A 26,331-nucleotide genomic window follows, 5' to 3' on the forward strand; every position below is an offset into this window, starting at 1 on the left:
ATTTCAATTTTTCCGGCATAGCTCAGTTGGTAGTAGCGCATGACTGTTAATCATGATGTCGTAGGTTCGAGTCCTACTGCCGGAGTTCTCTAATAAGAGAAAACAAGCAAGAGTAATGAGCTTCTTTTAGGCTGGAGAGTTGTCCGAGTGGCCGAAGGAGCATGATTGGAAATCATGTAGATGGCTATCGCTGTCTCAAGGGTTCGAATCCCTTACTCTCCGTTTTAAATTTAGGTCCGTTGGTCAAGTGGTTAAGACACCGCCCTTTCACGGCGGTAACACGGGTTCGAATCCCGTACGGATCATTACAATTTAATGAACAACCTTCGGGGGTTTAGCTCAGCTGGGAGAGCATCTGCCTTACAAGCAGAGGGTCAGCGGTTCGATCCCGTTAACCCCCATTACGGTTTGGTAGTTCAGTTGGTTAGAATGCCTGCCTGTCACGCAGGAGGTCGCGGGTTCGAGTCCCGTCCAGACCGTTTCATTATTTTTGTAAAACTTATATTTTCTTATATGGCTCGGTAGCTCAGTTGGTAGAGCAATGGATTGAAGCTCCATGTGTCGGCAGTTCGATTCTGTCCCGCGCCACCATGGAGGAGTAGCGAAGTGGCTAAACGCGACGGACTGTAAATCCGTTCCTTAGGGTTCAGTGGTTCGAATCCACTCTCCTCCATTCATAGGGGCATAGTTTAAAGGTAGAACAGCGGTCTCCAAAACCGTTAGTGTGGGTTCAATTCCTGCTGCCCCTGCCATTATATATTTCAACAGTTTTCTTATCACGGCGGGTGTGGCGAAGTGGTTAACGCACCGGATTGTGGCTCCGGCATTCGTGGGTTCGATTCCCATCACTCGCCCTTTCATTTTTGGGGTATAGCCAAGCGGTAAGGCAACGGACTTTGACTCCGTCATGCGTTGGTTCGAATCCAGCTACCCCAGTACAATCTTCACTTGATTGTAGATTGCAACAATAGTATAATGGCGGTATAGCCAAGTGGTAAGGCAGAGGTCTGCAAAACCTTCATCACCGGTTCAAATCCGGTTACCGCCTTAGTACTAAATACTAACCTTTCAACATGCCGGCGTGGCGGAATTGGCAGACGCGCTGGACTCAAAATCCAGTGCCCGTTGAGGGCGTGCCGGTTCGACCCCGGCCGCCGGTATCTCAAAAACAGCAAATCTTAATTGATTTGCTGTTTTTTGTTTTTAATAAAGTAAGAATCACTTATTTTGGCTCTTTGTCAATAAGGACTGATGAGTTGTGCAAAATCAAATCTGGGTCAGAATGAACCAGATTCTGGCTCAGATTTTTTGTTATCTTACATTGATTAATTGATTGATCAAAAAGATTCTAATTCTCATGTTCTCGAATGATTTAAATCCGTAGGATACTCGTTTCATTGTCTTTATGTGGGTATTCTTCGCTTCTATTTTTCCATTGGAATAAGGATAGATCATTGCGTTGGTGATGCCTTCTTCATAGGTCAGAAGGTTTTGAAGCTTCTCCCGAAAGCCGTCATCTAACGTTTCGGGAAGTTCTGCCAATAAGGAGAAAAATAAGTCAGGGTCTTTGTCTCGAAAGGCTTCGACTAATTCATGAAAAAAGGGATACGCCTCCTTTAGGGGCGCAGAAAACTCAAGCAATCGATCAATCATCATTGCTTCAGTGAGAAATGGGTATTTTGGTGCTCGGAAACTTTTCCATGTTTTGTACTCATAATGGTTGATGCTTGCACGATTTTTTAGCAAAAAGCGCCAGTTCTTTTTCAGTTTTTCTGCCTGGCTTTTCTGTCCTGCTTTACGAAGTTCATTCATTTCACGGATACGCAACTCATTGAACGCTTGATTCATGTGTTTGACAATATGAAACCGATCAATCACTATTTTCGCATTTGGCAGAACACGTTTGGTGAGCTGGAAGTAGGCAGCGTTCATGTCTGTAACCAAGAATTCTACTTCTTCTGGATTGGTACAACCTAAGAAATAGCTTGTTAATCGGGGTAATTTACGCGTAGGCAAAACATCTATTAATTTTCCTGTTTCGCCATCTGCACAAATAAAGCTCATCTTATCTTCTATGGAAGTGTGCGAACGAAATTCATCAACCATCAATACTCTGGGGAGAATCTTCTTAGACTGCTTTGGCAAATAGCTTTTAAACTCTTTTAATGTACGAATAACGGTGGTCAAAGATACCTGACAGCTTTTCGCAATAAAAGATAAAGATACTTTTTCAGTCAGTAAAGAAGCAATTTTATATCTAACATGATTTGCGATTGAATGTCTGGGTTGGACAAAATAACTTTGAGCAGTCCAATGGGTTCGGCAGTTTTTACAGGTATAGCGCTGCTTTTTTAGGCGCATAACCAAAGGCATATGATTGTATTGTTCAAAACGGACAATCGTTTCCTTCTTCCCATTTTTCACTATAATTGCTTTCCCGTTTCCATCTACCACAGTAGAACCACAACTTCTACAAGCACGAGGAGTAGGCGAGAGAACAGCATCGACGACCAACGTCTTTTTCTTCTGAAGGGTCTCGTAAGAGACCTCTGTAATCATCAAATCTTTCTCTATTATTCTCAGCATTTTTTTGATAGAATCATTCATATAGCATATCGTCCTCTCAGTTGTTTATTTTGTGGTGATTTAATCATACTAGAGAACGATATGTTTTTTAATACCTAAAATGAAAATGGGGCTGAAGAATCAATTCTGATTCATCAGTCCCATACATTATAGAGCCCTTATTTTAAGAACTAACATTTAAGATTTTAAAACGAGAAAGATCTTTATTAAGATTGAAAACTGACTGGATGTAATTGTCACCATATAGTTTCCGTGGGATGGAAAGATTTGAGTAAAGTTTATAAAATATAGTTTTTAGATAATTAGAGATAACTTGATAATCTATGTGAGGAATATATTGTCAATAAAATGGTATAGCAGAATACTATTTTTATTAGAGTGTGATATTCTATACCTTTAAGTGCTTGATATCTTGGACCGAATTGTTTTCAAAAGAAAGTATAGGTTATCTGAAAAACCGTTCTTATTTGCTTCACTTAATAGCCATTTATGTTATTTAATAATAGGAAATACTTTTCAAAATAGAGAAATTCACCTATAGGTGAATTTCTCTATTTTAATTTTATCTGATTTATCGTTATAGTGATGAATGTCAAGTTTAGAAACCATCACATGTAACATGAACAAAAAAAAGCGATCTGATTTAAAACCGAATCACAGGTTGTTTTTGCATCTTGAGAATCGAGACACTATTAATTGCTGATCTAATAACGATGGTTTTTGAAGTTAGACAATTCAGAGGAGGAGGGAGAATGAAAAAGACAAACATTCGGGTCATTAATAGTTGTTTAGTGCTCGCAATTATGCTCCAACTTTTAGCATTTTCTACAAACAAAGTTAACGCGGAAGAAGCTAAATCAGTTGAAACTGAAAGCTCAGTGATCTTTACGGGTGTTTATGAACCAATAGGACAACCCGAGCCACCACCCCCAGAGGGGAGTGAGCCAATCGAAAAGCCTCCGGTTGTTTCTAGACCAGGAAACCGATTGCCGCAGACCAATGACTTACAAAACCCCGGGTACATCATTTTAGGTATTATTTTTCTACTGATTGTTGGCATACGTTATTTGAAAAAAATGCCGACTAAGTACAAATCATTACTCATTACAAGAAACCATTAAAGGAGAAAACTCATGAAATTCTTACGTTTAACTACTATTACTGTTCTTACTGCAACAATTTTCGCTGGAGGTATTTCTGCTTTTGCCGATGGTATCGCGGAAGTGGAAGGTGCAAATCCAGCACTGAATGTGGAAACAGATGGCCAAATCATTTTTGCTCCTAACACAGACGAAGAGACCATCGTTCAACCACCGGTCGACCAACCAGATGTCGATATTGATCCAGTTCCAGGGGGACAAACAGGACCTTTGACAATAGCATATGCACCAACTATGGATTTTGGTACACAAGTCATCTCGAATCAAGATATCTATTATGATATGGTTGCTGAAATGCAACAAAGAACTGGCACAGAAGGTGATGAACATAAAGTTCCTTATGTTTCATTTGCTCAAGTTCAAGATACACGCGGAAACAATCAAGGCTGGGAGCTAGAAGTTTCGTTGAGTAAATTTGAATCAGGTACGTTGAATAATGAATTGCGTGGTGCACGTCTTTTATTTAAGGCACCAACCCTCGACTACAAAGGCAATAACGAAGAAAACGTACCAGCCATTCATCAAGCTGGTATGTACTTGGACGCGGACGGAGGAGCAATGACTGTGATGTCAGCTGGCCAGGACAAAGGTGCCGGTGTTTCTTCTGTTGTATGGGGAGACCAAGTAGCTATTACTGCGCAAGTAAATGCGGGGGCAGAAGTTGTGGTTAACGACGGTATCCAATTGTGGGTGCCTGGTGCAACTGCGAAAGATGCGGCCTTGTATGAAGCAACCTTGACATGGAATTTGACTTCAACAACAGATGAAGCAGGCGAAAGCGTTCCAGAATAAACGATAGAGAAGAGAAGAAATTAATTCAAGAAAGAAGGAAATAAAAATGAAAATGATTCGTTTAGCAACGATTGCAGTTTTGACCTCTACGATTTTAGCCGGTGGCATTCAAGCCTTCGCGGATGATGATGTAAAGGAAATCAGAAATACCACCACAGAGAACACTGTTACCTTTACAGGTGATGGAGATGAAGACGTTGTTGTTCAACCGCCAGTTGAAGAACCAGATGTGGATTTGGGACCAAATCCATCTCCACAAAAGGGACCATTAACGATTTCTTATGCACCTTCTGTATTTGATTTTGGGTCAAACCCGATCTCTACACAAGACCAAGCGTACTCCATGATCGCTGAGGAGCAGACAGTTACCGGAACTCAGGATAAAGTACCTTATGTCTCCTTTATCCAAGTCCAAGATACGCGTGGGAATAAAGATTCAGGATGGAACTTAACGGTTTCGTTATCCCCATTTGTTTCAGCAACAGATCCAAATGACGAATTAACTGGTGCTCGGATTGAATTTATCAACGCTCAAAAGAGATTTAATGAGGACAAAGGAGACCAAGCATTAGCACCTATCGTGAACGGGGAAAACGGCAGTTTGATCTTAGAATCTGACGATTCTGTAGTGCCGATGATGACTGCAGCGGCAGGACATGGACGAGGTAGCTCTTCAACCATTTGGGGAGATCAAGACGAATTGACGGCTGACTTCAATAGTGATGAGCTAGACGGCCCTGTTAGAAATCACGCCATCAAGTTGCATATTCCAGGCACAACGATGCCTGAGGCTAATGTTGCCTATCAAGCAACTATGGAATGGATCTTATCTGATACTGCAGATGGTGCCGGAGAGTATATTCCGGGAGAATAAATAGAAGAGACTTGAAGGAAGCAACAATTGTAGGTGGGAGTAGCTACTTATTCCCGCCTTTTTTGGAAGGAGAACCATTAGTGAGCGAACGACGAACAAAAACAAGCTGGCGACAACTACTAACAGGATTGATCCTCCTAGTAACGCTATTCATTAACCCTTTACAGGGCTTTGCTGAGACCGATTCAGAATTGAATTTTTATGTGACGCCGATTTTACCGGACAGTCAATTAGCAGGAGGGGCAAGCGGCTACTTTGATTTGAACATAGGTGCGGGAGACCAGGACGAATTAGGCTTGGAGATCCAAAACGGTTCAGATCAAGCCATTGAGATAGCAATCACCGTTCATACTGCTTTTACGAATGTCAATGGCGTTGTGGAGTATGCTAAGGATGCAGAAACACCTGATCCCACATTACCTGCGATGATCGATGAGTTGGTAGAAGCTCCGGGAACGATTACATTAGAACCGTTGGAAAAACGAACGATCCATTTTCCGATCACGATGCCGGAAGAGGCATTTGAAGGGGTATTAGCTGGAGGGATTCGGATCCAAGAAGTGCCTTCTGAAGACACCCAGAGTAGTCAGGAAGAAGGACTAGGGATCAAAAATGCTTTTTCTTATGTGATTGGTTTGGTGGTCAGCAACAACCGTTCTGCCACGGATCCGGGATTAGAGTTATTGGATGTATTTGCGGATCAAGTCAATTACCGCAATGTCTTTAGTGCAACGATCCAAAACTACACGTCGACTTTTGTTAATCGATTAGAGGTAGAGGCGAGTATTCGTGCTAGCAACAGTGAGGAAATCTTGTATGAAAGTAACCGAAGCGGAATGCAAATGGCACCTAATTCCCATATGAATTTCCCGATTCCTCTTGAGGGAGATCGTTTTCGTACAGGAGAGTATATCTTGAACTTGACGGCTCGTTCAGAAGAGGAAGAATGGACGTGGGAACAGACATTTACAGTTGAGGCGGAGGAAGCTCGACAATTGAATGAGACAGATGTTTCAATCGACCGCAGCATCAATTGGTGGATGATCGCAGCCATTGCCGTTTCCGTCGTCCTTTTGGGGATCCTAGCATACATGATCTATCGCTCGAAACAAGAAAAAAAAGAAACGCAGGATAGTGAATCGAAGGAGTGAAACAAATGAAATCACTTTTCCGAAAAAAAATGATTGGGGGCTTCGTCACGTTACTGACTGTTGTACCCTTGTTCACAACAATGACGATATTAAATGCAGACTCCCTTTTTTCAACAGCAATCGAAACAAATGATACATCGGAAACAGAAACGAATGAGGAACCGCAGTTTTCCCTCGAACAAGAAACGCTTCAGGGGGAAGTGGATCAATTACTTACTTTCACATTTTCTGTCGATCAGCTGATTCAAATGGTTCATTTAACGATCCCTGAAGCAGTTGCAATCGATTTTTCAGAACTGACGTCAGAACTATCAGTCACTCAAGGAGAAAAGGAAGATGAATTGCTCCTTGATAGCCAAGAAGCAATTGATGAATTCACGCTTCCTATTCGTGTGACACAAAGCGGCGAATATACGATCTTGATCGAAGAAGATACGGAATTATCTCTTCTCGTGGAAGAAAAAGCAGAAGACCCGACTGAGGAAGACCAAGAAGAGCAAGAAAATGCTGCTATAGAAGACCAAGAAGCGGATAATGAAGATTCATTGCCAGAAGGCCAGGACACTGAAGATGCTGCACTTGTACAGGATGTTGCAAGAGATGATTCAAATGCTCTTAATATGACTGTAAATAAAGATAATTTCTTAGAGCATTTTGAGGTACATGGAAGTGCGAACTATAATCAAGAGACTGGTTACTTACTATTGACTCCGGCAGCGAATAATTCAGTTGGAAATGTGACACTGAAAGAAAAACTTAATGTGAATCAGCCATTCATTTTAAAGGGGCGGGCTAATATTGGTTCAAATGATAATGGAGCAGATGGGATGGCGTTTGGTTTTCATAATTCTGAAAATGATGCCCTTGGGGTACGTGGAAATGGAATGGGTCTTGGTGGTTTAACAGATACTTTTGGCTTTAAGTTAGATTCGAATTATAACCGAAATACAGATACAATAGATGGAGTAAGAATAGAACGAGATCCGTCTGGATTAAGCGATGCTCCTTTTGCTGGCTACGTTTACCATCCTTCACCGAACAATATCGTTACTTGGTGGGGGAACAATGACGAGGCTCGTGCAAGAAGGACTGGGAACATTGATGGTGTCTATGAACCTATCACTGTAAGTTATTTGCCAGACGAAACAGGACATTGGTTCGTTATTGATTATAAAGGACAAACTTGGCGTCGTGATGTAAGGGATTGGCAAAATCCTGAAGTAACAGCCTCTTCTTTTCTTATTGCCGGCAGTACCGGTGCCAGAAACAATCTTCATGCATTCATGTTTGAGAGTATGACTTACACAATCGGAACAGGGGAAGTGGAAGTCAACTACCGAGATATAGATACCCAAGAGGAGATCTCGCCGACCGCCTTTCTTGATGAACCGCTGCGCACCACGGTGACACTTGATCCTCGTTCAGGGACAGAGGATGAACCATATTTAAAAGGATATGACTTTGTCCGAGTTGAAACAGACTCTGAGAATTTTGATCCAGCAACCAATCAGATTGCAATCGATGCAGAGCGGCAAGTTGTAACCTATTATTTTAAACGTGCAGAATCAGAAATCAATGTTCACTACGTTGACGAAGATGGCGAGGAGCGAGCCCCTTCGGTTCAACTAAATGGATATGTAAATGATGAGGTTGAAATCCCTGTCATAGAGATTGAAAACTACGCATTTCAGTTTGAAGCAGACGACAAACCATTGTCTACGAGACATCTACGTGAAGAACAAGAATATACTCTTGTCTATCGTATGATGGGGGTACCATCTCCTGTCGATCCTACTGATCCAGACAATGAGGTTTCACCAGAAAATCCACCTGAAATCGATGAAGACCAAGGACTGATCAGTATTGATTTTGTTTCTCAATACATTTTTGGTGATGTAAGTATTAGCGCCGGAACAGCGACCTACCCTGCTCGGCCACAACGGTTGCTTGACCCACAAGGAAATCCGACCGAGGAACGACCAAATTATCTACAGATTTCTGACCGTCGAGCAATAAATGATGGGTGGACCCTTACAGCAACAATGACAGAAAATGGTTTCCAGAGCAATGAGGGAGATTCACTGCCAGGAGCGCGAATATTATTAGAGAATATCGAGATGGTGACAAATTCAATGAATCAATCAACAGTGCCACCAACTTATAACGAAACTGCAAAAATCGAACCGGGTATTCCTACACCTATTGCTTCAGCTTTAGACAATCAGGGGACAGGGACCTGGGTACAACGCTATGGGGATTTAAATACGATGGGAAATAGTGTGAAATTAGAGGTTCCGATCGGAGCAGATCCTAAGCAAGCTACGTATCGTGCAACGATTGAATGGGAACTTAGATTTGTTCCTTAACCGTTACGTACAAACATCTAATAAAGTATAATAAAAATGGAAGCTGCTTGAGAAATCGACAGCTTCCGTTTTAATTAGTCATTGAGGTGGTTTTAGTGCTTGATGTTGAAGAAAATTCTTTATTAATAAAATGTCTTCATTCAACAGCTCTTAAAAGGCAAATGATCATTTTAAGACAGTTTGAGGAAAATAAACCTACAAGTGGTGATCATTTAGCAATAGTTTGCGGCTACTCAAGACGAACGATCGTTTCAGATATCGAAAGTATACGTGATTACTTTCATCAAGAAATTTCGATTCATGCTACAAGCAATGGCTATGAACTAACGATTATTAATTTTGCTAGCTATCAAAAGCGAAAAAAATCGCTATTGTTGAAAGACGCGAATCTTTTGTTTCTTCATCTACTTTGTCAACAAGCACCGAATATCAAAGAGTTTTGGATGAAGACAACAGGATTTGGGAGCCAAACATTCAAAAAGCAACGCCGTTACTTAGAAAAAGTTCTTGGAGATTATGATTTATCTTTTAGTGAGAAACCATGGCGAATGATAGGCTCTGAAGAGAGCCTTCATTGTTTTTATCATGCTTTTTATTTTGGAGAAGATGAACAACCCTATCATTTTTACGACGAATTAGATAATGGTATGGAAATTCATTGTCCGAGCCTGTTCGATACCTCCAGAGCTAAGCAATGGTTCTGAGTTTTTATTTTACGAGAGGTTCAGGGGGGAAAGTTAACTGAAAAACCGGTATTTAGTGATTTCTGTCGTCGATTTAAGGAACATACCGAGTTTACGATCACTCTATTTGGTTACCGTATATCTATTTCTGATCAGGAATATTGCCTTTTGTATCTTTTAATGATGGATGAAGAAGAACTTTTGTCTTTTTTACTAAAGAACGACTGGCTAGAAAAAAGGTTTCCCTTCAAAATTTCAGATGTTGTAGAAGAGATTACGAGTAATTATGAATTAAAGATTACAGATGAGCAGCTCTTTTCAAGACTTACACTAGTGTGCATGCTATTAGATAGATTGTTTCAAATACCTATTACTTCGAGAATTTCTCAAAGAGACAAATCAGCAGTAGTAGAGAATAATCTATTATATAGAGAAGGCCTATCTACAAAAGCGATTGATTACTTAATAACGCTGGGAAAAGTTGAGATAAAAAATCAATTGGTCAGATGCTTAGGTATTCATTATTATTGGAAGGTTCCAAGGAAAGTAAATCAATGGATCCAAGATGAATTGAACGGGTGGTTAAATCGACAAGGAATTCAGGTGATTTCTGAAAAGAATCAAACTTTCGAAGAAGCTAACATAAAACAAGTTATCGTGACAGATCAACAATGGGTACAGACATTTGCTCAACCGCCAGTTTATAGATTAGGGAGAAACGTTTCTGAGCAAGCGATTCAGCAACTAGGAATCAGAATAGTAAAAGATTTAGAAAAATCAATGTAAGTGATAATTATTAATTAATTGTGTGAAAAGGAATATTTTAGAGATGGGCTATAAGATAGTTTTTGCGAAAACTCAATGAATCTATCTGTTACATGTCTTTTATAGAACAATAGGATCACCTGAAGCTATTTAGGTGGCTGAGAATAATGCTTATGGATCGGTAGGTTCGATGCGAAAGCAGAACACTAAACGCATTACCAACGTGTATACATTTAACTAATGTAAAATCGTTTCATAAGGTAGAATTATTTATTTTTCCATAAAGAGAATGACGAAACCACCATGAAAGATCGAATTATAATTGGTAAATTTGAGTACGAGCTATTTTTATAAGATAGCAACCAAAATTTCGTCTATTTAGCTAAAAAGTTATTAATAAAAAAATAACGAAACTAAACTATCCCTTATGACTTTTGCTTATTAGGAATCTTTCTATAGATTATGAAGTTTTTCAATATGTTTTTTGCTATCTATAATGTCAGCAGCCTAAAAGAACACTTTTTAAGTTTGGGACTTAGAAAGTGTTCTTTTGGATTTATTCGCTGAATTTGATCACAGCTACCTCTGTAGCTGCTAATTGGATTCGATCCACCTCTTTTTGAGTTAATAGAGAAAACCCTTTTTTTAAAAAATCAACTTGTTGAATCTGATCCGTATGGTTCAAAAGAAACACGAAAGTGAAGTGATCTCCTTGACGACAAGTCACTGAAAGGTCAGTCGGTGAGGCTAGAAAGTTTTGAGCATTCGTTTTTAATTGGTTAGTATTTAAAATATCTGATAAAAAAGTTATTAGTCCCCGCTGATTCAATTCTGTTCCCACGTAATACGCATACCCATCGTCGATCTGATTCATAGTAATGGCTGGCTTATCGGACAAATAACCGGATTGGAAGGTTGCCAAAGCTTTCGCACCTTTTAGATGAATGACTTCCTCCCATAGAGAATTGCTGTACCGACGACCTTGGAAGTCAATTTGGTGATGGGTAGCTGCTTTCATTGGGTAAAACTCTTCTACAATGATCCCTAAGGTGTCTTTAAACAGTCCTGGATAGTCCCCAAGATAGACTTGGTCATATTCATTGACGATCCCACTAAAGAAATTGGTCAAGAAGATGCCGCCTTGTCGCACGTAATCATGGATCTTCTTGCCGAAGGCTTCGGGTGCTGAATAGAGATTTGGGGCGATCACTAAAGGATAGCCGTCTAGGGATTCGGAAGGATGGACAAAGTCTACGCTCAAATTTAACGCCCTTAGCGCGGCATACAGGCTGCGTAACTGATGAATGTACTTTAAGGTTCTTGGTTTGGCATCCAACTCCAGCGCCCACCAATTTTCCCAGTCGAAGACAACCGCGACATCAGCCAAGAAGCGCGTCCCAACAATTTCCGACAGTTGCGAAAATTCGTTGCCTAATTGCGCACATTCACGAAAGATACGGCTTGAATGAGGATCTCCGTGTGGCACCATCGCACTATGAAATTTTTCCGCACCGCCACGAGACTGCCGCCATTGGAAGAACATGATGCCATCAGCGCCATGAGCGAGCGCTTCATAACTCCAAAGACGCAGCTGGTTGGGTGTCTTGGCACCATTGATTTGCCGCCAATTAACGGCGCTGGTGGCTTGCTCCATGATCAAGAAAGGTTTTTTCTTTAAACTACGAGTTAGATCGTTAGCAAGAAATTGCGGGTAAGGGATCTTTTCAAAGGGATTCGGGTACGAATTCCAGCTGACTACATCCATTTCGGGTGCCCATTTAAACCCATCCACGTATTTGTGCAAGCCCATAAGATTGGTCATATAAGGGATGCCTTGGGAATATTTTGCGATCGCCGCCTTTTCGAGTTGATAGAGCTCCAGATTCATGTCGGAAAGAAAACGGCGATAGTCTAACTGCTGCGCAGGATTTTTGAAGGTCGGCATCGCTTCAGGTAGAAAAATTTCGTCCCAGCTGCCATAGGATTGACTCCAAAACTTGGTTGACCAAGCATCATTCAATCCAGCGATGTTCTGATATTTCTCTGCTAACCATGTCTGAAATCTTTTCCGACAATGATCGCAATAACACTCGTGGATGTGACAGGTATATTCGTTATTGATATGCCACATGACTAGCCCTGGATGATTGGCATAACGGTTTGCGACTGCTTCTGACAAATCGGTGGCATATTGACGATAGATAGGGGAAGTCGGACAGTAGTGCTGGCGCGCCCCATGAACCAGTCGATTGCCATGAATGGTCACAGGCAGCATCTCAGGGTGTTTTTGAACAAGCCAAGCGGGAGGCGAAGCCGTTCCATTGGCTAGGTCGATCATGATATTGTTTTCATATAAAAGATCCATCAACCAGTCCAGAAAATCAAAATCATAGGTGGATTCATCTGGCTGCAGATTGACCCAGCCAAAAATATTGATACTTACATAGTTCACACCTGCTTCTTTCATTAAGCGCATATCTTCAAGAATGACTTCTTTAGACCATTGTTCAGGATTGTAGTCGGCACCATAGTAAAGTTGACGTTGCGTTTTCATCAAATCACTCCTTTATAAACGTTTTTTTAGCATCAAGATACTTGAATCATATCAAAAATTTATCTGTTTGATAGCGGTATCATTTGAAAATCATGAAATGATCCAAAAAAACAAAAATAATTCAATCTGGTTTCGCAGCTAGGTCTATCGTCCATCAGTTCTTTTGCCTTGCTGTTTTTTTAACAAAAATATACAATTGAAAAAGGCGGTAAATTAAAGTATCTAGAATTTATATTCTCAGCTAGTTGTTTTTTTATCGAGGGTTTCTTTTTGCTAAAATGCATGTTTATAACTATATGATCCAGAAAAACTTTGAATCACGAGTAGAAAAAACACGATGAGTCAAAGAAATGAATAATTATGTGTTGAGGAATCATAAAAAATGAATGACATAAGTTATTCAACAAAATTGCCAAGAAGGAGAGACAAGTTCATGAACCAGCCAATACAGATTTTTTCTGAGATTGCCCCTTTAAAACGGGTGCTGTTGCATCGTCCAGGCGCAGAATTAGAAAACTTGATGCCGGATTATCTTGATCGATTGTTTTTTGATGATATTCCTTTTTTAACCCAAGCGCAAAAAGAACATGATTTTTTTGCGGATACGTTAAGAAGCAAAGGGGTGGAAGTCCTTTATTTGGAGGATCTAGCTGCTGAAACATTGACAACAACTGGTGCCAAAGAGGCCTTTTTAGAAGACTATTTAAATGAGACAACGATCCTTGATGAAGAGATTCGCAACGAAGTGCGCAACTTTTTCCTGTCGATTAAAGACAATCGCGCCTTTATCGATCATACGATGGCGGGCTTGAAAAAAAGTGAGGTAGAAATTTCAAAAGCCAGTAACTTAACGGCAATCGTTGAAACAGAATATCCTTTCTTGATCGATCCAATGCCAAACTTGTATTTCACGCGAGATCCGTTTGCGACGATTGGACACAGTGTTTCCTTGAATCGAATGTATTCTGCAACGAGAAGACGGGAAACCCTCTACGGAAAACAAATTTTTACGCACCATCCGATGTTTGCCCGCAATGAGACGAACTTTTTGTATCATCGGGACGAAACGACGCGGATGGAAGGCGGGGATCAGCTGATTTTATCAGATAAAATCGTAGCGATCGGGATCTCTCAACGAACAGAAGTTGCCTCAATTGAAAAAATTGCCGAAACGATTTTTGCCACAGAACCGAGTTTCGAACATATCTTGGCATTTAATATCGGCGAGGAACGAAAATTTATGCATTTAGATACGGTCTTCACGATGGTGGATCATGATAAGTTCACAATCCATCCAGAAATCGAGGGAGAACTTTCGCTGTATTCAATCACTAAACACAAGGACGGTGTGCGAGTATATGAGGAAAAAGATACGTTGGAAAACATTCTTTGCCGTTATTTAGATTTGCCTGAAGTACACTTGATCCGCTGTGGTGGCGACGATTTAGCAGCGGCAGCTAGAGAGCAATGGAATGATGGGTCTAATACCTTGGCGATTGCACCTGGAGAAGTCGTGGTCTATGACCGCAACACCATTACCAATGGGCTGTTAAAAGAGGCAGGAGTCATTTTGAATGAAATCTCGGGCAGCGAATTGGTTCGCGGACGTGGGGGCCCCCGCTGTATGAGTATGCCGTTTATACGTGAGTAGGTCGATGCTTTGTTATTTTAAATACTTGTCTTTTCTTTAGAAGCATTTAAGTTAAGAAAAAGACGAGAAAAAACTAAAAGAAAGATTTGAAACATCATTTTGTTTCTAATCTTTCTTTTTTGTCATCATTTAACCCCCAATAAAATGAAAAGGATTTCTTTTTGTGAAAATGTGTAATTTTTGTGACTTTTATATGTAAAGACTATAAAAAAACGCTAGGAACCTTGTTCTATCGCAAAATTTATGTTACGGTTATATTAGAAAACGGAAATAGGTGAAGGTATTTGCCACTTATTGATTTTTGACACCCTACGATCAGCGAATGCCATATGCTTGATTTGTAGTGGTTTTTTTTGCGGAAAAAAAGTGAAAGCAGGTGAGAAAATGACAGTAGATGCCATTCGATTATTACAAGAAGCAGAGCAATTTGCGGAAAATAAAAATAAAGAAGCAGAAGCAGAAAAAAAACAATTGGCACAAGCAATAGAAGAACGGTTGAAGGCGTTTAAAAAAGAGTTGGCAGAAAAAGAAGCCCAACAAAAAGAAGCAATCAACCAAAAAATCGCAGCTGAGTTGGTACAGTCTAAGGAACCACTCTTGGCTAAGACCAAAGCAGAAGTGGAAACACTGCGAACGATTCCTAATGAATTGAAAGAAGAAGCATTAGCAATAATAATAAATAAGGTTGTGACATAAATGGCAATTGCAAAAATGCAAAAGTTCAGTCTGTTGACCTTTTACGATCAGAAAGAAGCTGTTTTAGAGCAGCTGCAAGACTTTCAAGGCGTAGAACTGCTTTCTTCGGAAAAATATTATGATTCTGAAGAAACGACGGGTGTTTTGACACCGGTTCGCGAGGAACAGTCTGAAGAAGAAATGGAGAACCAGTTTGGTCAAGTCAACTGGAGCTTAAATTTTTTAGAAGAATATGTACCCAAAAAAGGAATGCTGGCACAACTGCGGCAACCAATCAAAAAATACACCCTTCAAGAATTGGCTGAAACAGCCCACACCTATCCTTGGCAAGAATTATGCCAAACCCTTCGTAAACAAGACAAACGTCTTCGCTTGATTGATCAAGAAAAACGCGATGTATTAGCACAAGAAGCAGAGCTGTCGATCTGGAAGTACTTCAAAGAGCGCCCAGCTGTGTTAAAAGAATTAAAAAAATCAGGTGGCTTGTTAGGATCGATTCCTACTTCTGAAATGGCTGACTTTACGACCAACAGTGAAAAGCTGCCGCTTGTCTATGTCGAAACCATTTATCAATCCCAAACGACAACTTACTTATTGGTACTTTTCCATAAAGATGTAAAAGAAAAAGTAACTACTCTTCTAAAGAAAGCAGCCTTCGAGCAATACATCTATCCTTATGAGGGTATTCCAGAAGAAGATCTGCAAACGATGAAAGAAAAATCCCAACGTCTAATTGATGAAGAAAAAGAAATCAAAGCTTCTCTTGGTGCGATGACAAAAGAGCAAGAAACCTTGCGGATCGTTGCCGAGTATTTAGATGGAGCGATCACCCGCTTAAAAAGCAGTAAAATGCTTTTGCGTTCGACTCATGCGGTCTCGATTTCTGGCTGGGTTCCTGTTGATGGGGCGGCCGAATTAGAAAAACGTATCAAAAAAGGGACCACGGATAACTATTACCTCGAATACCAAGAAGTGACGGAAAAAGAGCTGGCTGATGTGCCGATTTTATTAGAAAACGCACGTTGGATCAAACCTTTTGAAGGACTTGTTCGGATGTACAGCTTGCCGCAATATGACGAGTTAGATCCGACACCATTTATGGCGCCTTTTTACATGGTGGCATTCGGGATGATGGTTGCCGATTTTGGCTATGGATTGCTCTTGTTTCTGGCGACATTTCTGGGGAAAAAGCTGTTCCACCTCAGCAAAGGGCTGGAACAAAACTTGACTCTCTTTCAGTTGTGCTCGATCCCTACGATTATTTGGGGCTTGATCTATGGCAACTTCTTTGGATTTGAATTCTCATTCCAACTGTTGTCTGCCCAGGATGATGTCAATCAGATCTTAGTCTTATCCGTGATCTTTGGGTACATTCAGATCATGTTTGGCTTGGCGCTGAAATTCTATATTTTATGGAAGAAAAAAGATCAGAAACTGGCTGCGATGTTCCAAGCCGGTTCGTGGATCGTCTTTTTGATCAGTGTCGTTTTTGTCGCCGCAGGAATGCTGCTTTTCCCTGACACCCCGTTACAAACGATTGGGATCGTAATGATCGCTGTCAGTCTTTTAGCAGTGGCAATCGGAGGCAGTTTAGAAGGAAAAACGTTGGCAGGAAAAATCGGTTCTGGATTGTACGGATTGATGGATGTGACCAATTATGTTGGTGACTTGATCAGTTACACCCGTCTGATGGCATTAGGGGTTGCCGGCGGAAGTATCGCCTCAGCCTTCAACTTGATCATTAGCTACTTGCCGCCAGCAGCTCGGTTTACCGTCGGTATCTTATTATTTGTGGCGCTACATGGCCTGAATATTTTCTTAAGTTACCTTAGTGCGTATGTTCATGGTATCCGCTTGCAGTATTTAGAGTATTTCGGAAAATTCTTTACGGGGGGCGGACGTGCCTTTGACCCGTTCAAATCAAATGAAAATTATGTAGAGATCATCTCAGAAGAAAAGTTACAGGAGGATAATAATGGAAAATTGGATTAGTTTCTTTTACGAAAATGGTGGAATTGTTTTTGCAGCTTTAGGTGTAGCGACCGCAACGATTTGTGGTGGTATCGGATCAACAATCGGTGTTGGGATGACCAGTGAAGCAGCATCAGGCTTGATCTCAGAGCAGCCAGAGAAATTCGGGCAAGCGTTGATTTTGGAATTGCTTTCTAGTACCCAGGGCCTATACGGTTTCGTAATCTCCTTTATGATTTTTGGTCAGATCAGTGGTTCGATCTCATTCGATCGCGGGTTGTATTTGTTTATCGCTTCATTACCGATCGCGTTAACAGCAATTATCGCTGGTAAATGGCAGGGACGTGCCGCAAGTGCTGCGATGCAGATTTTAGCCAAAAAACCAGAACATGTGACCAAAGGAATTATCTTGGTAGCGATGATGGAAACGTATTGTATTTTAGGGTTCGTTATTTCCTTCTTGCTTGTCTTGAATTAAGAGGAGGGAAAAGTGAATGTCTGATATTACACGTTTAACTGACAAAATAACCGCTGATGCGGAGAAGAAATACCAGCTTCAAATCAAAGAAGCACAAAAAGAAAGTGAAAACCAAGAAAATTTAAAACGAGCACAGTTAGAAAAAGAGCTTAGTGAACGGTTAGCTTTTTATGAAAAAGAAAAACGTGCGGCGATGTATTTGGAAATCTCAGATGTGCATATCCAATCAAGAAACAAGGTCTTGGCAGCAAAGCAGTCCGTCTTAGATGAGCTGTTTTCTGAGGCTCTGACCCGTTTAAACACGATGGATCAAGAAGCATTTTATACGTTTATCGCGAAAGGCTTGGCGAATGCACGGTTAACTGGTGAGGTCGAGTTGCTTTTAGGCGAGAAGTCCCGTCATTTCGTAGATGAGGAATTCCTTACTAAGTTGCAAGCATCGGTCCCAGAGGTTCAGCTGAAACTGGTAAATAAAACGATCCCTCGCAAGGGTGGCTTTTTGTTGCGACAAGAAGCAATTGAGTTGAATTTTACCTTTGATGCGCTACTAGAAGCCAACAAAGAAGAGTTAAGCAATACGTTACTGCAATTGATTTTTGAACAGTAAGCAGGTGCAAACAGATGAATGACATCAAATATAATACGTTGAATACGAGAATTCGGACGTATGAATCGCAATTATTCGATCGTAGTCGCTATGAGCGAATGCTCTCAGCTGCCAGCGCAGAGGAAATCTATGGGATGCTGCAAGAAACGGTTTATGGTGACTTCATCAATGAAGATGATCGTGTACACGATTTTGAACAAGTCCTGATGGCTGAGTTGAAACGGGTATACGAAACGATGTATCAGTTGACACCAGAAAAAGCGATCGTTGATTTCTTTGCTTTGAAATATGACTATCAAAATCTGAAAGTTTTAGTAAAAGCGGCGTATATGCAAGAAGATTTTTCGGCGTATCTCGTCCCAATCGGCACCCAGCCACTTTCCGTCCTTAAATATCTGGTCAAGACCAGAAAAAGTACTCAGGTCGCGCAAGAAATGGTTGCCTGTGTGGAAGAAGTCTTTTCTTATATTGAGAACTATCATGAAGTCCAGTCCATCGATATCATCTTTGACAACCATTATTGGGAGCAATTATGGACGATCGGTAAAGAATACCAAGACGAGTTGCTGCAAAGCTTGATTCGCCGTCAAATCGATATCTTCAATATTTCAACAACGTTGCGCAGTTACGCGATGAAACGCAAGCGCGGCTTTATCAGCGCAGTTTTAGCCGACCATGGGAATTTACCTGCAAGTGAGTTGTTAGCAGAAATCACGACTTCTCTTGAGGCGTTTGTGGGATACTTGCAAGGAACCCCTTATAAAGAGCTGATCAATCATAGTTATGAAGAATTGGTAGAAAAGAAGACCTTGAATACCTTTGATATACGTAAAGACAATTTTCTAATGGCGAAGCTCAAAGAACAAAAAATCGTGCCTTTTGGGCCGTCAGCATTGGCAGGGTATCTGTATGCCAAGGAAATTGAAAGCAAGAATTTGCGTATTCTCTTGATTGGTAAAATCAATAAGGTGCCAGAAGAGATTTTAAGAAGTCGGGTGCGTGATAGTTATGCATAAAAAAATAGCAATGATGGGTGGTAAGAACTCGATCTTGCCTTTCAAAGGGCTGGGGATCGATATCTTTCCAGTCAGCGATTTGGATGAAGCCGCCCAACAATTAGAAGAGATAGCTGAAGCGTATGGTGTGATCTTTTTGACCGAGCGGTTGATCGAACAATTAGAACCGATCGTTCGTCGTTACGAAGAAGTACCGACACCAGCGATCATTCCGATTCCAAGTAGTACGGGTAGTTTAGGGATCGGCATGGCACGCATTCAGCAAAATGTGGAAAAAGCGGTAGGAATGAATATATTAGATTCATAACAGACAAGTCAGCCAGCTAGGAGGAATAAATGTGGCATTTGGCACAATTGAAAAAGTATCGGGACCACTGGTCACCGCCTCAGGATTAAGTGGCGCAAAAATCCACGAAATCTGCAAAGTCAGTGACAAGGGCCTTATCGGTGAGATCATTGAGATCAAAAAAGGGCTGGTTTCGATCCAAGTATACGAAGAAACAGCGGGGATCGGACCAGGCGAGCCCGTAGAAACGACAGGCGCACCATTGTCTGTCGAACTAGCACCAGGTTTGTTGACTCAGATGTTTGATGGGATCCAACGACCATTAGATACATTTATGTCGCAAACAGAGAGTGATTTTTTGGAGCGGGGGGTCACCATCGATCCACTGAATCGCCAAAAGAAATGGACCTTCGTCCCACAAGTACAAGTTGGCGATACTGTACAAGCCGGTGATATTTTAGGTTCAGTACAAGAAACTTCGGTGATCGAGCATAAGATCATGGTGCCACCAAACTATGAAGGAACCGTCAAAGAAATCATGGTGGGAAATTTTGCGATTACTGAAGTGATCTGTGTTTTAGAAACCATCGATGGTGAAAAATCCTTGACGATGGTTCAGAAATGGCCAGTGCGTCAACCGCGGCCAGTTACTGCTAAATTAAATCCAGGAGAACCGCTAGTCACTGGACAGCGAGTCATCGACACCTATTTTCCAGTGGCAAAAGGCGGCTCAGCTGCTGTTCCTGGACCTTTTGGTGCTGGAAAAACAGTCGTTCAGCATCAGATCGCTAAATGGTCAGATGTGGATATCGTGGTCTATGTCGGTTGCGGTGAGCGGGGCAACGAAATGCGGGATGTCATGAACGAATTTCCTGAGTTGATCGATCCGAATACCGGCAAGTCGATCATGGAACGAACGGTATTGATCGCCAATACGTCGAATATGCCAGTTGCTGCTCGGGAAGCCTCGATCTATACAGGAATCACGATCGCGGAATATTACCGTGACATGGGCTATAGTGTTGCCATCATGGCAGATTCAACTTCTCGTTGGGCAGAAGCGCTGCGAGAAATGAGTGGGCGCTTGCAAGAGATCCCAGGAGATGAAGGCTATCCGGCTTACCTTGGAAGTCGAATTGCGGAATACTATGAGCGAGCAGGGCGTTTCCATTCATTAGGCACGCAACCTCGGGAAGGAAGCATTACCGCAATTGGTGCGGTTTCACCTGCTGGAGGAGACATCTCAGAACCGGTCACTCAAAATACCTTGCGAATCGTGAAAGTCTTTTGGGCATTGGATAGTATGTTGGCGCAAAAGCGGCATTTTCCATCCATCAACTGGATGAATTCCTATTCCCTTTATGAGGATCAAATCAATTCTTATTTGGATCAATTATTAGGTGATCGCTGGTCGGAGCTAGTCAATGAATCCATGGCGATTCTCCAAGAGGAAAGCCGATTAGAAGAAATCGTTCAGCTGGTAGGGATGGACTCTCTTTCCCAGAAAGACCGCTTGACGATGATGACTGCTCGTTCTTTAAGACAAGACTACTTGCAGCAAAACGCCTTCGATGACGTTGATACGTACACTTCCCGCAACAAGCAGTTCAATATGCTGGAAAACATTCTCTACTTTAATGAACAAGCACAGCGTGCATTGCAGCTAGGTGCTTACTTAGATGAGATCACCAAAGGAACGGTTGATCTGCGTGAGCGCATCGCCCGCAGCAAATACATTCCTGAAGAAGAATTGACTCGCTTGGATACGATCAAGCATGACATCAAAGAAATGTTACAACGAATCATTGAAACTGGAGGTGTTCATTGATGTTAAAAGAATATCGTACAGTTTCCGAAATTGCTGGCCCCTTAATGGTGGTCGAAAATGTTCGAGGCGTGAAATTCGACGAACTCGTTGAGGTCCGCATGGACACAGGCGAGATCCGTCAAGGACAAGTACTGGAAGTCAGTGATGACAATGCTGTTGTCCAAGTCTTTGAAGGTACCAGTAATTTGAGTGCAGAAGAAAGCAAAGCAAGGTTTCTAGGGACTGGTTTGACTCTAGGAGTTTCTCTAGATATGATGGGTCGGGTGTTTGACGGTTTAGGAAAACCAAAAGATAATGGCCCGAGAATCTTGCCAGAAAAACGCATCGATGTAAACGGTGAAGCCATCAATCCGATGGCGCGGGACTTCCCAGATGAATTTATCCAAACGGGGATCTCAACGATCGATCATTTAAATACATTAGTTCGTGGACAAAAACTACCAATTTTTTCTGCGTCTGGTTTGCCTCATAAAGAGATCGCTGCTCAAATCGCACGACAAGCAACAGTACCTAGCCAAGAAGGCAATTTCGCGATCGTCTTCGCAGCAATTGGGATCCCTTTTGAAGAAGCTGAATTTTTCGTGGATGAATTTCGCAAAACCGGTGCGTTAGATCGTTCTGTTTTGTTTATGAACCTTGCCAATGATCCAGCAATCGAACGGATCGCTACACCTAAGATGGCATTGACCGCAGCAGAGTATTTGGCTTTTGAAAAAGGCATGCACGTCTTAGTGATCATGACCGATATGACGAATTACTGTGAAGCGTTGCGAGAAATCTCCGCTGCCCGCCGAGAAGTTCCAGGACGTCGCGGCTATCCAGGGTATCTATACACCAATTTAGCGACGCTGTATGAACGGGCAGGACGTTTGATGGGCAAAGAAGGATCGGTCACACAAATACCGATCTTAACGATGCCAGATGGCGATAAAACCCACCCGATTCCTGATTTGACCGGCTATATCACGGAAGGACAAATTATTTTGTCGCGGGACCTTTACAAGCGTAATATCAACCCGCCAGTGGATATTTTACCAAGTCTTTCACGGTTGAAGGACAAAGGAACGGGAGAAGGTAAGACCCGTGCCGATCATGCGGCAACGATGAATCAAATCTATGCCGCCTATTCCGATGGGAAAGCTGCCAAAGAGCTATCGATCGTTTTAGGGGAGTCTGCCTTATCTGACCTTGATAAAAAGTACGCGCGCTTTGCTGATCTTTTTGAAAAAGAGTACGTCAATCAAGGATTTGAAACCAATCGGACGATTGAAGAAACGTTAGATTTAGGCTGGAAGCTATTAGCTACCTTGCCAAAACAAGAGTTGAGCCGTATCAAAGAAGAATTTATCGACGCCTATTACCCAACGGACGAGGATGTGAGTTCTTAATGGCGATCTTAAATGTCAATCCGACACGGATGGAACTAAGTCGTTTGAAAAAGCGGCTGACGACGGCAACCCGTGGTCACAAATTATTGAAAGACAAGCAAGATGAGCTAGTACGTCAGTTCATTCAGCTAGTAAAGAAAAACCAGGAACTTCGTAAAAAGATGGAGACCGCATTGCAAGCAGGAATGGAAGAGTATGTGCTGGCTTCTAGTAGTATTCCCGATGTTGTTTTGCAAGAAGCCTTTATGATCCCTTTGAATAAAGTGACCTTAGATGTGCAAAGCCGAACCATCATGAATATGGATGTGCCAGTGTTGAACCCTGTTTACGAAGAAGAAAGCTCGGATGATGATTTTTCCTACGGTTTTGTGAGTACCACCAGTGAGCTGGATCTCTCGTTGTCCCATCTGGATCAAATGCTGCCAGTGATGCTGCAGTTGGCCGAGATCGAGAAAACCTGTCAACTGATGGCCAATGAGATCGAACGGACGAGACGAAGAGTCAATGCGTTAGAGTATATGACGATTCCCAAGCTGACAGAAACCATTCAATACATCGAAAGCAATCTGGCAGAAGACGAACGAGCAACATTGACTCGCTTGATGAAGGTAACGGACATCATTGCAGAAAACGAAGCGAAGTAAGGCTTTTGCAAGCAGTGTGATTACAGCAAAAAGGCACGTAGAAAGGAGATTCTTTCTACGTGCCTTTTTTGCTTATTAAGAGCGTAAGAGCAGTTGGTCATCTTTCAACTCAGCACCACTATTTTGATGGAACATTTCCATCAATTCAGGGACCGTCAAATGCTGCTTTTGCTCACCGGCAATGTCTACGACGATCTTGCCTTGATGAAGCATGATCAGGCGATTGCCATAACGAATGGCATCTTCCATGTCATGAGTGACCATGAAAGCCGTCAACTGTTGGGACCGAATCAACTGATCGGTCAATGCCATGACCGTCAATGAGGTCTTAGGATCAAGGGCTGCGGTATGCTCATCTAATAAAATCAATTTAGGCTGCTGCAACGTTGCCATCAAGAGGGTGATAGCTTGCCGCTGTCCGCCTGATAGCAAACCGATCTCAGCAGAAAGGCGATTTTCTAAGCCTAAGTTTAAGCTGGCTAACTTCTCTTGGAAAAACGCGCGGTTTTTCGCTTTGACGCCTGTCGCAAATCCGCGGACTTGGCCGCGTTTGTAAGCCAATGCTAAATTTTCTTCAACGGTCAAACGAACCGCGGTCCCCATACGTGGATCTTGAAAGACCCGACTAATATCTTTTGACCGTTTGGTCACGGATAAACGGGTAATGTCTTTCCCATCTAAGGTGATTTTTCCTTGTTCTGTTGGGATCGTTCCTGCGATACTGTTTAAGAGGGTCGATTTTCCAGCACCATTCCCACCGATGATCGTAATAAAATCACCGGTATTCATCGTCAGGTCAATGCCTCGCAAGACATGGTTTTCATTGATCGTTCCTTTTTCAAAGGTTTGGTGTAGATTCTCGATTGTTAAGACTGAAGTCATTAGGATTGGCCTCCTTTGGTTTTTGGCAGCATCTTTTTAAGTCCTAGTTTTGAACGAAGCTGCGGTAAGGAGAGGCAGATGACTAAGACGATTGCAGATGCCAATTTGATATCGTTGGCCTCGACATTGAATTCGAATACGACGGCCAAGATAAAGCGATAAACGATTGCCCCGATCACGATGGTGATCAATCGCAAAAGCAAAGATTTATTGGCAAATAAAACTTCTGCAATAATGATCGATGCTAAACCGATCACGATCGTACCGATCCCTGAGTTCAAATCAGCGAAGCCATTGTTTTGGGCTAAGAGGGCACCAGAGAGGGCGATACAGCCATTAGAGATCATATAGCCGATAATCTTCATGTTATCAGTGTTGATGCCGTTGGCCTCGCTCATAGCTAAATTATCGCCCGTCGCTCGCAATGCTAAGCCGATCTCTGTACGGAAAAAGAGGAACAAGCACAAAATGACGATTGCCGCGAAGAGAAAGCCTGCAAGAATCACGGCATTGTTTTTGGTCAGTCCCATGGCTTGAAATTGGGTGAAGACCGTGTCTTGCCCCAGCAAGGCGATGTTGGGAGCACCCATCACACGATTTGTGATGGAATACAGTCCAGTCATCGTGATGATCCCCGCCAATAAGGCAGGGATTTTTAGTTTTGTGTGCAGCAGGCCAGATACTAAGCCGGCTACCATGCCGCCGCCAAAGCCCATCAGACTCGCTAAAATAGGCGAGAGACCATTCGTAATACTGATTGCTGCGATCCCAGCGCCTAAAGGGAAACTCCCTTCAGCAGTTAAATCAGCGATATCTAAAATACGAAAGGTTAAAAATACACCAATCGCCAGCAATGCCCAAAGGATCCCTTGAGAGGTGGCAGATTGTAGTAAGAGCAAGAATGTGTCGACTAAATTCATATGATTTCCTCAAATCTAAGTTAGTATGGTTATTCTGGTGCAGTGATGCTGGCAGGATCAATCCCTAAAGCAGCAGCCATCTCTTCATTGACGACTAACTCTAAATTATCCGCTGTTTTAACGGGCGTCGTTGCTGGCTCTGCATCGCCATCCAAAATTTTCGCTGCTAGTTTCCCTGTTTGAATGCCAAGGGATTTATAATCAATACCGTAAGTTGCTAGGGCACCATCATCGACTTGTTCTACGGAACCAGCGACGATCGGTGTTTTGGTTTCTTTGGCCACTTCGCCGACGATTGCAGCAGCAGAGGCAAAGGTATTATCTGTTGGAACATAAATGCCGTCAACATCTTTTGCAAGGCTGGTGGTTACTTGTTGCACATCATTGGTTGTATTGGCGGTCAATACTTTTACATCAACGCCCGCAGCTTTTAAGGCTTCTTCTGCCAAGTCAGCTTGGATTTTTGAATTGGCTTCACCTGCGTTATACATAATGCCGATCGTTTTGGCATCAGGCACGATGCTTAACAGCAAGTTGATCTGTTGCTCAATCGGCACCATGTCTGAAGTACCGGTGATGTTGCGACCAGGTTCTTCATTTGAATCGGCCAATTTCGCTCCAACTAAGTCAGTGACGGCAGTAACTACGATTGGGGTGTCGGTGGTTTCATTTGCTAAAGATACAGCAGCAGGGGTGGCAATGCCTAATAAAAGATCTGGTGAGGCATTCACTAGGCGTTCGCTCATACTTTTTAAATTGTCTTGACTGTTTTGCGCATTTTGGTATTCGATCGTTAGGTTTTCACCTTCCGTGTAGCCCGCTTCTGCTAAGCCTTCTTTGAACCCTTCGTAGGCTGCATTCAAGGAGCCATGTTCGACCAATTGTAAGACACCGACTGTTTTTGTTCCGTCGTTTTCTTCCGAAGTGTTGCTTGATTCTCCGCAAGCTGCCAATGCCAGTAGGGAAGCTGTCAGTAACCCAGTCGTGATCCATTTTTTCATTTTCATTGTAATTCCTCCTATGATCGTCTCTT

The 26,331-nt window shown here is 42.1% G+C and carries 22 protein-coding genes and 12 tRNA genes; 29 read left to right on the forward strand and 5 right to left on the reverse strand.

Annotation, left to right across the window (positions count from 1 at the left end):
* The first annotated feature begins 11 nt into the window (after window positions 1–11).
* From IGJ05_RS00005 to IGJ05_RS00060, 12 genes are all read left to right on the forward strand, one after another.
* A tRNA-Asn gene (locus IGJ05_RS00005) sits at window positions 12–85 on the forward strand.
* A 48-nt stretch (window positions 86–133) separates the two neighbouring features.
* A tRNA-Ser gene (locus tag IGJ05_RS00010) sits at window positions 134–222 on the forward strand.
* Window positions 223–233: 11 nt separating this feature from the next.
* Window positions 234–305, forward strand: a tRNA-Glu gene (locus IGJ05_RS00015).
* Between the two features lie 23 nt (window positions 306–328).
* Window positions 329–401, forward strand: a tRNA-Val gene (locus IGJ05_RS00020).
* A 4-nt stretch (window positions 402–405) separates the two neighbouring features.
* Window positions 406–479, forward strand: a tRNA-Asp gene (locus tag IGJ05_RS00025).
* 36 nt (window positions 480–515) lie between these two features.
* Window positions 516–591, forward strand: a tRNA-Phe gene (locus IGJ05_RS00030).
* Window position 592: 1 nt separating this feature from the next.
* Window positions 593–673, forward strand: a tRNA-Tyr gene (locus IGJ05_RS00035).
* 5 nt (window positions 674–678) lie between these two features.
* Window positions 679–752: transfer RNA gene (locus IGJ05_RS00040), tRNA-Trp, on the forward strand.
* 29 nt (window positions 753–781) lie between these two features.
* Window positions 782–854 (forward strand) — tRNA-His (locus tag IGJ05_RS00045).
* A gap of 10 nt (window positions 855–864) precedes the next feature.
* A tRNA-Gln gene (locus IGJ05_RS00050) sits at window positions 865–936 on the forward strand.
* Window positions 937–977: 41 nt separating this feature from the next.
* Window positions 978–1,048 (forward strand) — tRNA-Cys (locus tag IGJ05_RS00055).
* A gap of 27 nt (window positions 1,049–1,075) precedes the next feature.
* Window positions 1,076–1,160 (forward strand) — tRNA-Leu (locus tag IGJ05_RS00060).
* A gap of 151 nt (window positions 1,161–1,311) precedes the next feature.
* Here IGJ05_RS00060 and IGJ05_RS00065 read toward each other — a convergent pair.
* Entirely contained in the window at window positions 1,312–2,607 is a 1,296-nt protein-coding gene (locus tag IGJ05_RS00065; protein WP_438724956.1) for an ISL3-like element ISEfa11 family transposase, read from the reverse strand.
* 731 nt (window positions 2,608–3,338) lie between these two features.
* On the opposite strand from IGJ05_RS00065, the gene IGJ05_RS00070 reads away from it, so the two are divergent.
* The 7 genes from IGJ05_RS00070 (at window position 3,339) to IGJ05_RS00100 (ending at window position 10,398) form a co-directional block, all read left to right on the forward strand.
* Window positions 3,339–3,707: an LPXTG cell wall anchor domain-containing protein gene (locus IGJ05_RS00070; protein WP_225001433.1), complete on the forward strand. Its 369-nt coding sequence runs from the start codon at window positions 3,339–3,341 to the stop codon at window positions 3,705–3,707.
* Between the two features lie 12 nt (window positions 3,708–3,719).
* A complete protein-coding gene (locus tag IGJ05_RS00075) occupies window positions 3,720–4,538 on the forward strand; it encodes a WxL domain-containing protein (protein WP_438724957.1) in 819 nt (272 codons plus the stop codon).
* Window positions 4,539–4,584: 46 nt separating this feature from the next.
* Complete coding sequence (locus IGJ05_RS00080) at window positions 4,585–5,412, forward strand: WxL domain-containing protein (RefSeq protein WP_438724958.1); 828 nt, start codon at window positions 4,585–4,587, stop codon at window positions 5,410–5,412.
* 128 nt (window positions 5,413–5,540) lie between these two features.
* Window positions 5,541–6,563: a DUF916 and DUF3324 domain-containing protein gene (locus tag IGJ05_RS00085; protein ID WP_375352182.1), complete on the forward strand. Its 1,023-nt coding sequence runs from the start codon at window positions 5,541–5,543 to the stop codon at window positions 6,561–6,563.
* 5 nt (window positions 6,564–6,568) lie between these two features.
* A complete protein-coding gene (locus IGJ05_RS00090; RefSeq protein ID WP_438724959.1) occupies window positions 6,569–8,929 on the forward strand; it encodes a lectin-like domain-containing protein in 2,361 nt (786 codons plus the stop codon).
* Window positions 8,930–9,024: 95 nt separating this feature from the next.
* Window positions 9,025–9,633 carry a helix-turn-helix domain-containing protein gene (locus tag IGJ05_RS00095; RefSeq protein ID WP_438724960.1) on the forward strand — a complete coding sequence of 203 codons (609 nt, stop codon included), beginning with the start codon at window positions 9,025–9,027 and terminating at the stop codon, window positions 9,631–9,633.
* A gap of 147 nt (window positions 9,634–9,780) precedes the next feature.
* A complete protein-coding gene (locus tag IGJ05_RS00100) occupies window positions 9,781–10,398 on the forward strand; it encodes a hypothetical protein (protein ID WP_438724961.1) in 618 nt (205 codons plus the stop codon).
* A 535-nt stretch (window positions 10,399–10,933) separates the two neighbouring features.
* Here IGJ05_RS00100 and IGJ05_RS00105 read toward each other — a convergent pair.
* A complete protein-coding gene (locus tag IGJ05_RS00105) occupies window positions 10,934–12,931 on the reverse strand; it encodes a beta-galactosidase (RefSeq protein ID WP_438724962.1) in 1,998 nt (665 codons plus the stop codon).
* 433 nt (window positions 12,932–13,364) lie between these two features.
* Between IGJ05_RS00105 and arcA the strand changes: the two genes are divergently transcribed.
* The 10 genes from arcA (at window position 13,365) to IGJ05_RS00155 (ending at window position 23,496) form a co-directional block, all read left to right on the forward strand.
* On the forward strand, window positions 13,365–14,582 hold the full coding sequence (gene arcA / locus IGJ05_RS00110; protein ID WP_438724963.1) for an arginine deiminase: 1,218 nt from the start codon (window positions 13,365–13,367) through the stop codon (window positions 14,580–14,582).
* A gap of 384 nt (window positions 14,583–14,966) precedes the next feature.
* Complete coding sequence (locus IGJ05_RS00115) at window positions 14,967–15,278, forward strand: hypothetical protein (RefSeq protein ID WP_438724964.1); 312 nt, start codon at window positions 14,967–14,969, stop codon at window positions 15,276–15,278.
* On the forward strand, window positions 15,279–17,270 hold the full coding sequence (locus IGJ05_RS00120; protein WP_438724965.1) for a V-type ATP synthase subunit I: 1,992 nt from the start codon (window positions 15,279–15,281) through the stop codon (window positions 17,268–17,270). It abuts the gene before it with no gap.
* Window positions 17,254–17,727 carry a V-type ATP synthase subunit K gene (locus IGJ05_RS00125; RefSeq protein ID WP_005229236.1) on the forward strand — a complete coding sequence of 158 codons (474 nt, stop codon included), beginning with the start codon at window positions 17,254–17,256 and terminating at the stop codon, window positions 17,725–17,727. Before IGJ05_RS00120 ends, IGJ05_RS00125 begins: the two co-directional genes overlap by 17 nt.
* 16 nt (window positions 17,728–17,743) lie before the next feature.
* Window positions 17,744–18,334: a V-type ATP synthase subunit E gene (locus IGJ05_RS00130; RefSeq protein ID WP_438724966.1), complete on the forward strand. Its 591-nt coding sequence runs from the start codon at window positions 17,744–17,746 to the stop codon at window positions 18,332–18,334.
* 14 nt (window positions 18,335–18,348) lie between these two features.
* The gene (locus IGJ05_RS00135; protein ID WP_438724967.1) at window positions 18,349–19,350 is read left to right on the forward strand and encodes a V-type ATP synthase subunit C; all 1,002 of its coding nucleotides are present in this window, start codon (window positions 18,349–18,351) and stop codon (window positions 19,348–19,350) included.
* Window positions 19,343–19,657 carry a V-type ATP synthase subunit F gene (locus IGJ05_RS00140; RefSeq protein WP_016613063.1) on the forward strand — a complete coding sequence of 105 codons (315 nt, stop codon included), beginning with the start codon at window positions 19,343–19,345 and terminating at the stop codon, window positions 19,655–19,657. Before IGJ05_RS00135 ends, IGJ05_RS00140 begins: the two co-directional genes overlap by 8 nt.
* A 31-nt stretch (window positions 19,658–19,688) precedes the next feature.
* Window positions 19,689–21,464 carry a V-type ATP synthase subunit A gene (locus tag IGJ05_RS00145; RefSeq protein WP_438724968.1) on the forward strand — a complete coding sequence of 592 codons (1,776 nt, stop codon included), beginning with the start codon at window positions 19,689–19,691 and terminating at the stop codon, window positions 21,462–21,464.
* Complete coding sequence (locus IGJ05_RS00150) at window positions 21,464–22,852, forward strand: V-type ATP synthase subunit B (protein ID WP_005237151.1); 1,389 nt, start codon at window positions 21,464–21,466, stop codon at window positions 22,850–22,852. Before IGJ05_RS00145 ends, IGJ05_RS00150 begins: the two co-directional genes overlap by 1 nt.
* Window positions 22,852–23,496, forward strand: a complete 645-nt coding sequence (locus tag IGJ05_RS00155) for a V-type ATP synthase subunit D (protein ID WP_005229243.1) — start codon at window positions 22,852–22,854, stop codon at window positions 23,494–23,496. The genes IGJ05_RS00150 and IGJ05_RS00155 overlap by 1 nt, the downstream gene beginning before the upstream one ends.
* Window positions 23,497–23,571: 75 nt before the next feature.
* Here the strand turns inward: IGJ05_RS00155 and IGJ05_RS00160 are convergent, their stop codons facing one another.
* From IGJ05_RS00160 to IGJ05_RS00170, 3 genes are read right to left on the reverse strand one after another with little or no spacing between them, the layout of a single operon-like run.
* Window positions 23,572–24,378 carry an ABC transporter ATP-binding protein gene (locus IGJ05_RS00160; RefSeq protein WP_015510090.1) on the reverse strand — a complete coding sequence of 269 codons (807 nt, stop codon included), beginning with the start codon at window positions 24,376–24,378 and terminating at the stop codon, window positions 23,572–23,574.
* Complete coding sequence (locus IGJ05_RS00165; protein ID WP_005229245.1) at window positions 24,378–25,298, reverse strand: ABC transporter permease; 921 nt, start codon at window positions 25,296–25,298, stop codon at window positions 24,378–24,380. The genes IGJ05_RS00160 and IGJ05_RS00165 overlap by 1 nt, the downstream gene beginning before the upstream one ends.
* A gap of 29 nt (window positions 25,299–25,327) precedes the next feature.
* On the reverse strand, window positions 25,328–26,305 hold the full coding sequence (locus IGJ05_RS00170; protein ID WP_438724969.1) for an ABC transporter substrate binding protein: 978 nt from the start codon (window positions 26,303–26,305) through the stop codon (window positions 25,328–25,330).
* Window positions 26,306–26,331: the final 26 nt, after the last annotated feature.

Origin of the sequence: Enterococcus sp. AZ167 (assembly GCF_051714025.1) — a bacterium.
Taxonomy (GTDB): domain Bacteria; phylum Bacillota; class Bacilli; order Lactobacillales; family Enterococcaceae; genus Enterococcus_D; species Enterococcus_D casseliflavus.

Bases quoted from the DNA above. Each gene is read 5' to 3' on its own strand.
- IGJ05_RS00065 (WP_438724956.1), bottom strand. From the start codon at position 2,607: ATGAATGATTCTATCAAAAAAATGCTGAGAATAATAGAGAAAGATTTG.
- IGJ05_RS00070 (WP_225001433.1), top strand. From the start codon at position 3,339: ATGAAAAAGACAAACATTCGGGTCATTAATAGTTGTTTAGTGCTCGCA.
- IGJ05_RS00075 (WP_438724957.1), top strand. From the start codon at position 3,720: ATGAAATTCTTACGTTTAACTACTATTACTGTTCTTACTGCAACAATT.
- IGJ05_RS00080 (WP_438724958.1), top strand. From the start codon at position 4,585: ATGAAAATGATTCGTTTAGCAACGATTGCAGTTTTGACCTCTACGATT.
- IGJ05_RS00090 (WP_438724959.1), top strand. From the start codon at position 6,569: ATGAAATCACTTTTCCGAAAAAAAATGATTGGGGGCTTCGTCACGTTA.
- IGJ05_RS00105 (WP_438724962.1), bottom strand. From the start codon at position 12,931: ATGAAAACGCAACGTCAACTTTACTATGGTGCCGACTACAATCCTGAA.
- arcA (WP_438724963.1), top strand. From the start codon at position 13,365: ATGAACCAGCCAATACAGATTTTTTCTGAGATTGCCCCTTTAAAACGG.
- IGJ05_RS00115 (WP_438724964.1), top strand. From the start codon at position 14,967: ATGACAGTAGATGCCATTCGATTATTACAAGAAGCAGAGCAATTTGCG.
- IGJ05_RS00120 (WP_438724965.1), top strand. From the start codon at position 15,279: ATGGCAATTGCAAAAATGCAAAAGTTCAGTCTGTTGACCTTTTACGAT.
- IGJ05_RS00125 (WP_005229236.1), top strand. From the start codon at position 17,254: ATGGAAAATTGGATTAGTTTCTTTTACGAAAATGGTGGAATTGTTTTT.
- IGJ05_RS00130 (WP_438724966.1), top strand. From the start codon at position 17,744: ATGTCTGATATTACACGTTTAACTGACAAAATAACCGCTGATGCGGAG.
- IGJ05_RS00135 (WP_438724967.1), top strand. From the start codon at position 18,349: ATGAATGACATCAAATATAATACGTTGAATACGAGAATTCGGACGTAT.
- IGJ05_RS00140 (WP_016613063.1), top strand. From the start codon at position 19,343: ATGCATAAAAAAATAGCAATGATGGGTGGTAAGAACTCGATCTTGCCT.
- IGJ05_RS00150 (WP_005237151.1), top strand. From the start codon at position 21,464: ATGTTAAAAGAATATCGTACAGTTTCCGAAATTGCTGGCCCCTTAATG.
- IGJ05_RS00155 (WP_005229243.1), top strand. From the start codon at position 22,852: ATGGCGATCTTAAATGTCAATCCGACACGGATGGAACTAAGTCGTTTG.
- IGJ05_RS00160 (WP_015510090.1), bottom strand. From the start codon at position 24,378: ATGACTTCAGTCTTAACAATCGAGAATCTACACCAAACCTTTGAAAAA.
- IGJ05_RS00165 (WP_005229245.1), bottom strand. From the start codon at position 25,298: ATGAATTTAGTCGACACATTCTTGCTCTTACTACAATCTGCCACCTCT.
- IGJ05_RS00170 (WP_438724969.1), bottom strand. From the start codon at position 26,305: ATGAAAATGAAAAAATGGATCACGACTGGGTTACTGACAGCTTCCCTA.